Here is a 13,885-nt window from a genome sequence, read left to right as displayed (position 1 = left end):
CAACCCTCATTTTGTTAAACTTCTGTTATATAAGTCATTAGATTATTATTGTCCTGTTCTTTTCCTGTAACGAACTTTTGTTATGATTATCACCGTTAGCTAATACAAGCTATACAGGAGGTTATGCGAAATGAAAAAATCAGTATTATCATTTTTAGCTGTAGCAACTATTGCAGGAGGAGCTGCAGCAAGCGTGCAAGCCGAGGAAGTAACTGTCAAAAAAGGAGATACAATATGGAGCATCTCACAAAAATACAATACGACAGTTGAACAGGTTAAAGAGTGGAATAACTTATCTTCAAATACAATTTATATTGAAGATGTGTTAAACGTATATGAGGAAGAAAAATATAAAGTAAATAAAGGCGACACGCTTTGGGGCATTGCAAAAGAACTTGATGTGAAGGTTGATTCGTTAAAAAACTGGAACAATTTAAGTTCAGAAGTGATACACCCTGACCAAGAGCTTGTTGTATATCCCGGTGCACCGAGTAGTATCGTAAAAGAAAGCCCGGTACATACTCCGGTAGAAAATACCGAATCTACACCAACTAAAGAAGAAAAACCAGCGGTGAATGAAGAGACGAACAAAGAACAGGCAAAAGAAGAACCTGCAGAGGCTGTAGATGCACCTAAAGAAGAGAAAAATACAAACAATACCCCTTCAGAAGAAGGAGCAAAAGAAATTACAATGGAAGCAACCGCATATACAGCATCTTGTGAGGGTTGTTCTGGTGTAACTGCAACTGGTATTAACTTAAAAGAGAATCCAGATGCGAAGGTCATTTCAGTTGATCCAAATGTTATTCCACTTGGCACAAAAGTATATGTAGAAGGTTATGGTGAAGCAATCGCAGGAGATACTGGCGGTGCAATTAAAGGAAATAAAATTGATATCTTTATTCCAAATAAAGAGGATGCCATTAATTATGGTAGACAAACAGTAAAAGTGACAATCTTAGATTAATTGTTAAATAGAAAATGGTTAAACTAGTATGATAGTTAGCTGACAAGTCCGAACACAATTCAAACCTATAAAGGTTTATGTGTTCGGATTTTTTTTGCTCTATGGGTCTCTTAGACTGAAAGAAAGAGTTGTGAACTCTGCTATATCGTATTCAAGGTTTCATTATAATTTTTTCTTTGAACGTGACACAACCCATTTTTACCCATCCATCTTGAGCAATATACTTATGCCTTGTTACTTTTTGCTATGATTTTAGGAGTATATATCCTCTATTCATATTCACTACAATTCTATTACTTTAACTACCCCTAAAAATTTATTATAGACCCAGGTTCTGCTTATTGATCTTTGACATACCTGCCTTAAAGTCTGACATAAACAATATCGAGTTGAATGAACTTTTCATTATTAAAAGGGAAAATGAGAAAAAGAAAGGTGATGATTATTATACCGATTTAACTTAACAGTGGAGCTGAAAACAACATTCATCTCACTAGATTCGTTAATTAACTAAGAACACGAAGAAATCTATATCGTGAAATTTCTTGAAAATAAGGATGAGTGCAACGGGCAAATATATGCGCGACCAGGCAATTAAAATAAACCAAAACCGCGCAAGAAAAAATATAAAACCGGTCTTATTTATTTTTGTTTTTCTCCTCATGATGAACAAAAAAACTTTTTACTGGAGAAATGAGTGACTTAAAGTTTTCTGTAAGGTAAGCTGTTCTTTCAAAAATAATCGATTTTAAATGATCGATTTGTCTTGATAATTTCTCATTAAGTGCATCTTGAGATTCGAGTTTTTCCATTACAGATTGATGATAGATATCTTGTGTTTCTATTTTGTCTTTAATAGTAGCTTGATCATCGGTAATGACTGTTAATTCCTCTAGGATTTTTTCAGTCGGCTTCTCAAGGTTATCTAATTTTCGTGAAAGTTCTAAGATAGCTGTTTCTTGAATAGATGATTGTGCTAATAGAGCTTCATATGAAGACTGACTAGTTCTTAGTTGAATTAGTAATTCTTCGTTTTTATTTTCAATTTGTTGAAGATAACCATTCATTTCGAGTTGATTTTGCTCTTGAGCTTGGTAGGCTGATTGAAGAGCAGTCCAGTCCTCATTGTATTGCTGCATATTTTTTTCGTGGCGTATACTCTCATCTTTAGCATAGCTCATTAAATCTTCATACGTCTCCTCTAACTGATGTTGTAAATCGCGATGCTGTTTTGATACTTTATGATTAAGCTGTGATTGTTGTTCTAAAAGGTCAGATAGATAATTTTTTCTAAAAACATCTTGATTACTAGTGATTTTTTCTTTAAGAAACAATGATGGTGTTACTTGCTCTTGTTTAGACAGAATATAAACCTCCCTTCATATCTGTTTTTATAGCATATGAGTGTCGTTGTTAAACTGTGGCAATAATAGGCACTCACCTATTAAACGAAAAATTTTTGAAACTATTTATCAGGCGTTTACGTATGTACTATAGACAGGATGCAAAAGAAAATGAGAGTCAGAAATGAAAGAACTCCATTTTCCATAAGCATAAGAAACCATGCTAATTGAATAGTTTTTTTTCACTTGCTTTTTTAAGTAGAAAAGCGAGGGTATATCAGTTTACGTTTTTCTAATAAACGTTTAAACTAAATGTATACATATTTACAATTTTCAATGAAAAGGGAGAGATGAAAAGTGGCAATTTCATTATCAAAAGGACAAAAAATTGATTTAACCAAAACAAATCCAGGGCTATCTAAAGTCGTTATCGGTCTTGGTTGGGATACAAATAAGTATGATGGCGGCCAAGATTTTGACTTAGATACTAGTGTGTTTTTATTAGATGAATCTGGAAAATGTTCTTCGGATAAAGACTTTATTTTCTACAATCAATTAGAAGGTGGAAATGGGTCAGTTGTACATGCAGGGGATAATCGCACGGGTGTGGGTGATGGTGATGACGAAAGTGTAGAAGTTGACTTATCCAATGTACCTGCTACTATTGCAAAAATTTCGTTTGTAATTACGATTCATGATGCAGAGGGAAGAGGGCAAAATTTCGGACAAGTATCTAATTCTTATGTTCGTATCTTAAATGAAGAAAACAATGAAGAATTGATTCGTTATGATTTGGGAGAAGACTTCTCTATTGAAACAGCTGTAATTGTTGGGGAGTTATACCGTCATAATGGCGAATGGAAATTCTCTGCGATTGGTTCAGGCTATCAAGGTGGTTTGGCAAGAATTGCAACTGATTACGGCTTACAAGTAGGATAATCTTAACGCGATAAAAGGGGGAGTCTCTTTGGCTATTCAATTATCAAAAGGACAAAGAATCGATTTAACGAAAACAAACCCGGGGTTAACGAGGGCAGTGATCGGTCTCGGTTGGGATACAAATAAGTATAATGGCGGGGAATCCTTTGACCTAGATGCTTCTGCATTTTTAGCAGATCATCAAAACCGTTGCCAGCAAGATCAAGATTTTATTTTCTACAATCAGTTGGAACATCCATCAGGTTCGGTCATTCATACAGGAGACAATCGTACTGGTGAAGGAGATGGAGATGATGAACAATTAATTGTCGAATTTTCAAAAATCCCTTCAACTGTTGATCGTATCGGAATTGCTGTTACCATTCATGATGCAGAGTTAAGAAAGCAAAATTTCGGACAAGTTTCCAATGCGTTTGTCCGTTTAGTAAATGAAGAAACAAATGAAGAACTTCTACGTTATGATTTAGGAGAAGATTTTTCCATTGAAACAGCTGTTGTTGTATGTGAGCTTTATCGCCACAATAACGAATGGAAATTCAATGCCATTGGTAGTGGCTTCTCAGGTGGACTAGCAGCATTATGTAAAAACTATGGCTTAGAAGTATAAGGAAGAGAGGCTCAATCATTTTTAAAAATGATTGAGCCTCTTTCATTTATCTCTGGTTCATTCATGATTGGAGAGAGTCATTCTTTACGACAAGGACGTTCTAAAATAAGTAACTAAATATAAAAAATCCTAATATTGAAAGCCGATTAGAAAAGTATACATGAATCAGTCTTATTTTAAAGGAAGCTAGGTGAAATTAGTGGCTTTGATGTATACAGAATACGGTGATAAGGGTGCTTCTTTAATTGTATTTTTACATGGTGGCGGCGTAAGTGGTTGGATGTGGGATAAACAAATTCAACATTTTTCGATCGAACTATTATTGTATTGTTCCAGATTTACCTGAGCATGGTTTGCACAGTGATGATAATAAATTTACTATAAAAGGTAGTGCAGAATTAGTTATAAACTTACTCGAACAAAAAGCAAACGGTAAGAAAATAATATTAATCGGCTTTCCATTAGGTGCGCAAGTGATTATACAAATATTAAGCATGAAACCATATTTAATAGATTTCGCCATCATCAATCGTGCGTTGGTCAGGCCCTATCCATACACAGAAAAATTGATAAAAACCACAGTTAAATGGTCATTTCCTTTAATCAAACATAAATACTTCTCCAAGATCCAAGCTAAAATATTGTATGTGAACGAAGCCTACATTGACAAATATTATGAAGAAAGTGCTCGAATGAAGATTGAAACTCTCATGAGAATATTAAAAAAGACCATGTCGTTTCGAATACCTAAAGAATGTAAAATGGCAAAAACTAAAATATTGGTTACTGTCGGTGAGAAAGAAAAAGCAGTCATGAAAAAATCTGCAACAGACATTGTAGCTTCACATTTAAATGGCCAAGGCGTGACTTAACTAAAAATTGGCCATGGATTTCCTATGGCAAAACCTGACTTATTTACTTCTATCGTTGAAACGTGGTTACTAAAAGGTGATTTACCAAAGGAATGTAGCGAGATTAGATCATTTTGTACTGAGGATGGTGCTGAAGGCTAATTACCTTTTTTATTGCAAGCAAAGTCTACTTGTTTGTAAATATGGTATAGTAAATATTTATGAATGAAAACAAAGGAAGTATGAGCAAATGGTATCAACAAAAGTTTATATAAAAGAGTGGCAAAAAGCGATTGCAGCAGAAATCAGTCATTTAAAACAATATGGTAGTAAGAGTTTTCATATTTTTGCTGGAAGAAAATTAGATGCAAAAGAGGGCTATAGCTATTACTTTGAAGTCCATTTTCCTTTATCGATTCCAATTGGTTCAACCATTACCGTTCTTTGGGGAGAAAGAAGGTCAAAGGGCCGTATGGTATCTGTAGAAGGAAAAAATATTATTGTAACGATAGAAGATTATTTCGGTGAAGAGATTCATGAAGCCCATTTGCAGCATGACCCGTGGGAGTTATTAGATCAACTCTATCAAAGGCTAGCGGAAATAAAGGATCAAAAGAAAAAAAGAGTAAGAATAAAGCATCTAATGAATCCCTCAACTGAGGTAAAACATCCGCAAGATAAAATTAAATCATCATTACATGAGTTAGTACTACGATCGAAGTATAATCCAATGACTTATATTTGGGGACCTCCTGGAACCGGTAAAACCTATACGTTAGCAAGAGTAGCTGCAAATCAATATTTAAAAAAGAAGCGGATATTAATTGTCGCACATAGTAATCAAGCAGTGGATGTACTTATGGCAGAAGTTTATCAGTTTCTTTTGAAAAAGGATAAATATAATCTTGGTGATCTATTAAGGTATGGCAGACAGTCAGATGAATTCATGAAGCAGTTTGCTTCAATTACAGCGACTGGCTTATTGAACATGAGCGATGGTGATTTAATAGAAGAGAAAAATCAATTAATGGAGGAAAGAGCAGGATTAAAATTAGATCTATCCTCTTCCTTTAGCCAACGTGATAGTAGGCAATTAGTTGAAATAGAAAAAAAGCTTCATACATTACAGGAAAAACTAAAGAAAAAAGAAAATACACTAGTAAAGCAATCAAGAATCATTGGCACAACTTTGGCGAAAATGGCTACTGATACCCTAATCTATGAAGATGAATTCGACTATATCATTTTAGATGAAGCAAGTATGGCATACATCCCTCAAATTGCCCTGGCGACTTCTCTAGGAAAACGGACAATTATTTGTGGAGATTTTAAACAGCTACCGCCAATAGCTTCAGCAAAGCATCCTTTAGTAAAAAAATGGTTGCAAGAAGATATTTTCCATCATGCCGGTGTCGTAAGTCAAGAGAAGAAAGGGAAACTTCATCCGCAGTTGTTCTTATTAAATGAACAAAGAAGAATGCACCCAGATATATCGAAATTCACGAATGAATATATTTATCAATCCCTCGTTATCGATCATCCATCTGTCTATCAAACGAGAGAGAACATTGTAGAAAGTCATCCATTTCCTCAACGTGCTTCTATATTGTTAGATACATCAAGTACAGGTGCCTATTGCATAAAGGAAAAATCAACGCATTCACGCGTGAATCTCTGGCAATTATTGCTCTCTTTTCAACTCATTCATGAAGCTTATAAGGCGGGTAATCGCTCAATAGGCTATGTCACCCCTTATAGGGCACAAGCAATATTAATGACACAGTTCTTAGATGAAGTCTATGAGAAAGAGAAAATGGCTGCGCAAATTGTTTCAGCGACTGTCCATCGCTTTCAAGGGAGTGAGCAGGATATGATGATATTTGATACAGTCGATGGGGATCCGGAAACAAGACCAGGTATGTTATTAACCGGTCAAAATAGTGAACGATTATTGAATGTTGCTCTCACACGTACAAAAGGAAAGTTTATCCATATAGCAAATGGTACGTTTATAAGGCTGCATGTATCAAGTAAGAAAATATGGAAAAAATTATGGCAACATCAAACGAGCGAAGGACATGTGATTGGTCCCGCTGAAATAGGGCAATGGATGAATCATTCTCATCCGAAATTGTCTTGGCATTATGCTAAAAAGCGTGAACGCCTCCTATATGATCTACATCATGCTAAGAAGCAAGTAATCGTTGGATTGCCGAAAATATTTAGTGTTGGATCCCCTTATATAGAGGTATTTCAATCACTTATGAAAAGGAATTTACTTACGATTTGTAGTGAGTCTCATTTATCTGAGCTTCCTTCGGCTAATCATATGAAAGGTCATCCGTGCTTTGCTTTTATTTTGATTGATGATGATATTTTATGGCTTGGAGCTCCTTTTGAAGCAATGACTAATCTATTACCCCCTTATGTCAGTGCGAGAATCATATCAAATACATTAGTCAACTGGGTTAAATCTAATGGTTGGTAGAAGAATAATATAAAAGTGAAACTTATTTTCATTTATTACGTTCTATTTAATAGAGGAGAGGAAATAAAAACTTTTCACTATTGCATTTATATGAAGGAGTAAAACAATGAAAGCTCAACTAAAAGCCAGATTAAAAACTTTATGGCAATGGATAAAGAAGTTTTGGAAAAAATATCATTTAACGCAAATCGGATTATTATTAGGATTGACTTTTATTTTACTTGCGATTCTATTTTTTGCTTTTCTTGCCGTAAATGCCAATGTTTCTACATTACAAGAAGGATTAAAGCAATCTACTATCATATATGATAAGGATGGGGATGAAGCGTCAAGCTTTGCCACAAATCGTAGCGAAGGAGTAACATTTGAAGATCTACCGGAACATTTACCAAATGCGATTGTTGCCATAGAGGATGAACGCTTTTATCAACATAATGGCTTTGATTTAAAAGGAATGACAAGGGCGTTTGTAAGCAATCTATTTGCTGGTAGAATCACAGGTGGAGGTAGTACAGTCACACAGCAATTAGCTAAGAATGCATTACTAACATCCGAACAGACATACCGCCGAAAAATAGAAGAACTATTCCTTGCAGTTGAAATTGAAAAAGAATATGAAAAAGAAGATATACTGCAGATGTACTTAAATCAAGTTTACTTTGGTAGTGGTGCCTGGGGAATTGACAGTGCCGCCAACCAATATTTTAGTAAAAATGTTGGCGAGTTAACAATAAGTGAATCAGCCATGCTTGCAGGTTTATTGCAATCACCTTCTTATCTGGACCCTTATAAAAACTATGAAGGCGCAATGAAAAGAAGAAATATTGTATTAGCTAAAATGCAGGAACTGCACATGATTACTACTGCTGAGTACGAAAAAGCAGTTGCCGAAGAGATTGTCTTAAAAGAAGGGGAAAAAAATACATTCGAGAGACAATACCCTTACTATGTAGATGCGGTATTAGATGAAGCAATCAACCGTTATGGTTTAACTCAAGAGGAAATTTTTACAAGAGGATATAAAATATACACACAAATGGACCAAAACATCCAATCAAATTTAGAAGTGACTTATCATAATGACTCTCTATTCCCGAATGGTAATGGAAGTACTCTTGTTCAAAGTGGAGCTGTTCTACTCGATCCGCAAACTGGTGGCGTCCGTGCAGTGGTTGGTGGACGAGGCGAACATGTTTTTAGAGGATTTAACCGTGCCACACATATAAAGGCACAACCAGGGTCAACCTTAAAGCCACTTGCTGCCTACACCCCTGCGCTTGAAGAAGGTTATGAGCCAGATTCAATGTTACAAGATGAAAAAGTCACTTATGGGGACTACACACCAACAAATGTGAACGATCAATACCTTGGTGAAGTAGAGATGACAAAAGCTGTTGCTGAATCTATCAATGCACCCGCTGTCTGGTTACTAGATCAAATTGGATTAACAAAAGGCTTAGATTCCTTGCAGCGATTTGGCATTCCTTATGAAAAGGAAGATGAGTATTTAGGTATTGCTTTAGGTGGTATGCATAAAGGGATTTCTCCTTTAACACTAGCAGAAGCTTATTCTACTTTCCCAAATGAAGGGAAGCGGTATGATGCTCATTTTATTACGAAAATTGTTGGTCCAACAGGTAATGAGATTGTTGCCCATGATGATAAAGCTAAAAAGGTCACATCAAAATCAGTCGCAAAAAAAATGGATACAATGCTTGAAGACGTCATTGAAAATGGAACCGGTGCAGGTGCCAAAATAGAAGGTGTGTCACTTGCTGGGAAAACAGGTTCGACTCAATTGCCATATGCTGATTTAAATGGAACAAAAGATCAATGGTTTGTTGGTTATACAGATGAAATCGTTGGCGCAGTGTGGTTGGGGTATGATAAAACGGACCGAGAACATTACTTATCAGGAAGCACCTCGACAAATGTTGTACCGATTTTTAAAGCGGTAATGGAAGGCGCTATTGAACCTAAAGAAGTGAACAACAGCACGGGCGAAACTTTTAACAAAGCAAAAGAGAAAATGGAAACAACCATTAAAGAACAATCTGACAAACTAGGGGAAAAACTAAAAGAAGAACTACCCGTTTGGAAAGAATTTATGAAAGAAAGCATTGAAGACGGAAAAGATTTCGCGAGATACTTGCTCGATAAATGGAATGAATATGTAAATTAAGAAGGAAGTAGCTGGGACATATGTATTCAAGCTAAGGATTGATCCGAGTGATTAGGAATATACACAACTATGATATGCTCCCCTATAGGTAGACAGATAAAAAAATAAAATCTGGCTACTAAAAGGGGAGTATATTTATGTCTAAAAGAGCTCATCCACTCGAAGTTAGGATAGAAGTAATAAATACATTAAAAGATGGTATTTTATCTGTAGCGGAGATAATGAGAAAGTATAAAGTTAGTAGAAGTGCCATTCGAATTTGGAAGTATAAATTTGATATGTATGGATTTGAAGGTCTTAAAGAATCGACCTCCTGGAAAACGTACCCGAAGCATTTAAAAATATTAGCCATGAAGGACTATCTGTCCGGCCACTATTCTTTAGAGGAAATTGCCAAAAGATATAAAATATCAGATGAGTCTGTCCTCAGGTTATGGTTGAAGAAGTATAATAGTCATAGTGAAATAAAGGATACGTCAAAAGAAAGGACGAGCTCTATGACTAAAGGAAGAAAAACAACTTGGAAGGAACGAATTCAAGTGGTACTTGATTGCTTGGGGAACGGAAAAGATTATCAGAAGACAGCTGACACTTTTGAAGTGTCTTACCAACAAGTTTATACATGGGTTAAAAAATATGAAGAGAGTGGAGAGGAAGGTCTTCAAGACAAACGAGGGAGGAATAAAACAGAAATAGAGTTAACACCAGAAGATAAAATAAAACTCGAAATGAAAAAACTAGCACAAGAAAATGAACGATTACGTGCAGAGAACTTATTCTTAAAAAAGTTGGAGGAACTCGAAAGGAGGCGGAAATAAGCAGGATTCGATTTAAAGATAAGTATGTCGCCATACAGGAACTACATGAGAAAGAGAATCTAAGCATAGTTCTTCTGTGTGATATCGCGGGCGTCACTCGGAGCGCTTATTATAAATGGCTAAGACGTCAACCGACTTCCCAAGAGATTCTGAATGAAGCTATTATGAAAGAGATGAAAATCCTACATATTCAAATGAAGGGGATCTTCGGCTATCGCCAAATGACTCTTCATTTGAATAGAAAATTTAATGAGGCACTGAATCATAAGAGAATCTATCGATTAATGAAAGTGGCTCAATTACGCTCGGTGATTCGAGTGAAGAAAAAACGATATAAACGTTCTATCCCCCAATATGTCACGGAAAACATATTAAATCGTGAGTTTACAGCTAAAAAGCCAAATGAAAAATGGGTCACGGATGTCACAGAATTTAAATATGGTTCCTCCCAAAAAGCTTATTTAAGTGCCATTCGTGATCTCTATGATGGTTCTATTATTAGTTATGTTCTCGGGCATTCTAATAACAACGAACTGGTGTTTGATACACTTGACCAGGCGACAAAGCATTTAAAGGGAAAGAAGCCTCTCATTCATAGCGACCGTGGTTATCAATACACCTCCTATGGATTTAAATGTAGGATGAAAAAGTTAAAAATGGCTCATAGTATGTCTCGCGTTGGGCGATGTATCGATAATGGACCTATGGAATCCTTTTGGGGAACACTGAAATGTGAGAAATATTATTTACATAAATTTATGACCTATGAGGAACTTTCCAATGCCATAACGGAGTATATTCACTTCTATAATCATAATCGATACCAAAAACGACTAAACGGCTATAGCCCTATGGAATATAGAGCTATAGCCGCTTAGGTAACTTTTTATTATTTCCACTGTCTACTTGACAGGGGGCTGTTCACTAATCATTCGGTTTTTTTGTGTGTTTTTATCCTTATATAAAAAGAATAGTGCAATGGAACAGGTTTTTTTGCAACTGATTTTTATAGATCATCATTGGTGATTGTTCGTTTTTAAGGTTAGGTCATTTAGTTTTGTCTCAGTCTCTTTCTTACGATTAGTCAAGGATGTTTTATTTATGAGGTGGTAGAGACATTGCTCACAAACATTTTTGTTAGATAATCAAACAAAACACTAGCAATTTTAAGAGAAAATAAGTAAAATGTATAGTTAAAATATCAATTTCCACATAATATGCCCTAACACTTTCGACAATAATAATGTATATGATAACTTTATAAGCCAACGTTTGTTTAGAGGGGCATAAATATGGTAAAGGATAAAAAGAGGAGGTTATTTTTTATGAGAGATGTTACATTAACAAATATTTTTGATCATCATATTGCCAAAAAATATGTCACAAGATCAGGTCTTGCCCATGCTGTAGCGGTTGCTTATCACGCAGTGAAATTATCAAAGATCGAAAATGTGGATGTCGACTTAGCTGCAAAAGCAGGGTTTTTACACGATATCGGTCATTACACTTGGTATAATCAAAATGGTAAATGGGACTATGAATTATATCGTAAAAACGATATTCATGCGATCAAAGGAGCGGAAAGAGCCCATAAATTACTGATTCGCTTAGGTGAAAATCCGATTAGAGCCAAACAAGTCTCACTTGCAATATTATTTCATACTGATTCTTTTTTACCAGGTGGAGAAGTGGATCGTACGGCCTTACAATCCATTGTTAAAAGAGCAGATGAAAAGGATGAAGAACCAGGAGGAGCCCATCATTATCGGACCATTACTGCTGACAGAGCAAGGCAAAGTCTACAAAAGTTAGACAGTATCATTGATCGTCATTTAACTCAACAACTTCAGCAAAGACAAGCTGAATAAATGGCACTTCATACAAACGAAGGGCTATTTATTTTGCTTAAAGTTGGAGGATTTTGTCATATGAATAACGAATATTATTAACATCTACATAAGGATGGTGATGATATGCAAAAACGGACGAAAAGACAAACCTTTAACACTGAAGAAATAAAATTCAACCTCACTACTTTTTTTCTCCATGTCTCATTTTATGCATCGATCATATTTCTTTTATTACTATTCTTAAGCTTATTTGGTACATAATAAATGCTTCATTTAAATTAACTAACCTTCAGATTTTATTCTTACATAAAAAAATGTTATGATAGAAAAGATTTTGAAATATAAAGGAGTGTTATACATGTCTGAAAAAGGATACATACAGCTACAAAATGGAGAAAAACTTGAATTTGAATTATACCCAAATGAAGCACCAGGTACAGTAGAAAACTTCAAAAAGTTGATTAACGAGGGCTTTTATAACGGGTTAACTTTCCACCGTGTGATTCCTGGATTCGTTTCTCAAGGTGGGTGCCCTTCAGGAACAGGTACAGGCGGCCCCGGTTATACAATTAAGTGTGAAACAGAAGGCAATCCTCACAAACACGAAGAAGGATCACTTTCTATGGCGCATGCTGGTAAAGACACTGGTGGAAGTCAGTTCTTCATCGTACACGAGCCACAACCTCACCTAAATGGTGTACACACTGTTTTCGGAAAAGTAACATCTGGCATGCCAGCTGTGAAAGCAATGAAAAATGGTGACGTAATGGAAAAAGTTGTCGTTGAAGACTAATTCCACTTTCATCAACTAGAGCAAGGTGGTTTGTTTTAGGTGAAATGTAACCCGGACATGAGTCCGGGTTTTTTGTCGTGTGTGAATCGTTCTATCCATATATGTGATTATGCCTGTGTTATTAATAATCAAGAGTGTGTAGAAGGTTATTTACATACAATCAGAACGATATGAGTGAGATTACAGAATGTTGTGGATTGGTAAGGTTTTTGAGTTGAAGGAAATGGAATAATTGCTTCGCAAAGAGGCTTATCAAGTGACTCAGGAGGAAAAATAGAAATGAGCGCTTCGCAGAGTGGCTTATCAAGTGACTCAGGAGGAAAAATAGAAATGAGCGCTTCGCAAAGTGGATTAGCAAGTCACTCAGGAGGAAAAGAAGAAAAGAGCGCTTCGCAAAGTGGATTAGCAAGTCACTCAGGAGGAAAAAAAGAAAAGAGCGCTTCGCAAAACGGATTAGCAAGTCACTCAGGAGGAAAAAAAGAAAAGAGCGCTTCGCAAAACGGATTAGCAAGTCACTCAAGAGGAAAAATAGAAATAAGCGCTTCGCAAAGTGGATTAGCAAGTCACTCAGGAGGAAAAATAGAAAAGAGCGCTTCGCAAAACGGATTAGCAAGTCACTCAGGAGGAAAAGAAGAAAAGAGCGCTTCGCAAAGTGGATTAGCAAGTGACTCAGGAGGAAAAGAAGAAAAGAGCGCTTCGCAAAGTGGCTTAGCAAGTGACTCAGGAGGGAAAATAGAAAAGAGCGCTTCGCAAAGTGGCTTAGCAAGTGACTCAGGAGGAAAAGAAGAAAAGAGCGCTTCGCAAAGTGGCTTAGCAAGTCACTCAGAAAGAATAGAAGAAATGAATCCTTCGCAAAATGGATAGCCAATCACTCACAAGGAAAAATCGAAAGGATGCTTAGTAAAAGTATTTCACTTCCATCAAAAGGGAAACCGCTCATAAAGACTAGCAAAAATCGTTTTCTCACAAACCCATTACGTATGAATAGCTAGAACAAAAATACATCACTCACTCATAATCTTTGCATAAAGAATAAGAAAACCCTCG

Annotated in this window: 10 protein-coding genes and 1 pseudogene; 10 read left to right on the top strand and 1 reads right to left on the bottom strand. The window is 35.9% G+C overall.

Annotation, left to right across the window (positions count from 1 at the left end; translation table 11 throughout):
- Positions 1 to 130 precede the first annotated feature (130 nt).
- Positions 131 to 967 carry a LysM peptidoglycan-binding and 3D domain-containing protein gene (locus MKX78_RS12925; RefSeq protein ID WP_341051238.1) on the top strand — a complete coding sequence of 279 codons (837 nt, stop codon included), beginning with the start codon at positions 131 to 133 and terminating at the stop codon, positions 965 to 967.
- A 638-nt stretch (positions 968 to 1,605) separates the two neighbouring features.
- On the opposite strand, the gene MKX78_RS12920 is transcribed toward MKX78_RS12925, so the two are convergent.
- On the bottom strand, positions 1,606 to 2,301 hold the full coding sequence (locus MKX78_RS12920) for a hypothetical protein (protein WP_341051236.1): 696 nt from the start codon (positions 2,299 to 2,301) through the stop codon (positions 1,606 to 1,608).
- 366 nt (positions 2,302 to 2,667) lie between these two features.
- Between MKX78_RS12920 and MKX78_RS12915 the strand changes: the two genes are divergently transcribed.
- The 9 genes and pseudogenes from MKX78_RS12915 to MKX78_RS12875 all read left to right on the top strand — a co-directional run bounded on the left by MKX78_RS12915 (position 2,668) and on the right by MKX78_RS12875 (position 13,702).
- Positions 2,668 to 3,249, top strand: coding sequence for a TerD family protein (locus MKX78_RS12915; protein WP_224936577.1), 582 nt, complete (start codon positions 2,668 to 2,670; stop codon positions 3,247 to 3,249).
- Between the two features lie 28 nt (positions 3,250 to 3,277).
- Complete coding sequence (locus tag MKX78_RS12910) at positions 3,278 to 3,856, top strand: TerD family protein (RefSeq protein WP_224936576.1); 579 nt, start codon at positions 3,278 to 3,280, stop codon at positions 3,854 to 3,856.
- Positions 3,857 to 4,055: 199 nt separating this feature from the next.
- Positions 4,056 to 4,869: pseudogene (locus MKX78_RS12905) on the top strand (alpha/beta fold hydrolase).
- Between the two features lie 88 nt (positions 4,870 to 4,957).
- A complete protein-coding gene (locus MKX78_RS12900; RefSeq protein ID WP_341051235.1) occupies positions 4,958 to 7,195 on the top strand; it encodes an AAA domain-containing protein in 2,238 nt (745 codons plus the stop codon).
- 106 nt (positions 7,196 to 7,301) lie between these two features.
- Positions 7,302 to 9,377, top strand: coding sequence for a transglycosylase domain-containing protein (locus MKX78_RS12895; RefSeq protein WP_341051233.1), 2,076 nt, complete (start codon positions 7,302 to 7,304; stop codon positions 9,375 to 9,377).
- A 137-nt stretch (positions 9,378 to 9,514) separates the two neighbouring features.
- Positions 9,515 to 11,073, top strand: a protein-coding gene (locus MKX78_RS12890) for an IS3 family transposase (RefSeq protein ID WP_341051231.1) whose coding sequence is annotated in 2 segments (ribosomal slippage) — positions 9,515 to 10,169 and positions 10,169 to 11,073 — 1,560 coding nt in all. Because the reading frame shifts where the segments join, the coding sequence is not laid out codon by codon here.
- Between the two features lie 447 nt (positions 11,074 to 11,520).
- Complete coding sequence (locus MKX78_RS12885; RefSeq protein ID WP_341051229.1) at positions 11,521 to 12,063, top strand: HD domain-containing protein; 543 nt, start codon at positions 11,521 to 11,523, stop codon at positions 12,061 to 12,063.
- Positions 12,064 to 12,403: 340 nt separating this feature from the next.
- Positions 12,404 to 12,838, top strand: a complete 435-nt coding sequence (locus MKX78_RS12880; protein ID WP_224936572.1) for a peptidylprolyl isomerase — start codon at positions 12,404 to 12,406, stop codon at positions 12,836 to 12,838.
- A gap of 279 nt (positions 12,839 to 13,117) precedes the next feature.
- The gene (locus tag MKX78_RS12875) at positions 13,118 to 13,702 is read left to right on the top strand and encodes a hypothetical protein (RefSeq protein ID WP_341051227.1); all 585 of its coding nucleotides are present in this window, start codon (positions 13,118 to 13,120) and stop codon (positions 13,700 to 13,702) included.
- The last annotated feature ends 183 nt before the right edge of the window (positions 13,703 to 13,885 follow it).

It is taken from the genome of Cytobacillus sp. FSL R5-0569, assembly GCF_038007265.1.
GTDB lineage: Bacteria > Bacillota > Bacilli > Bacillales > Cytobacillaceae > Cytobacillus > Cytobacillus kochii.
The sequence above is the reverse complement of the archived record's forward strand: the minus strand, read 5'-3'. Positions and strand labels throughout refer to the sequence as shown.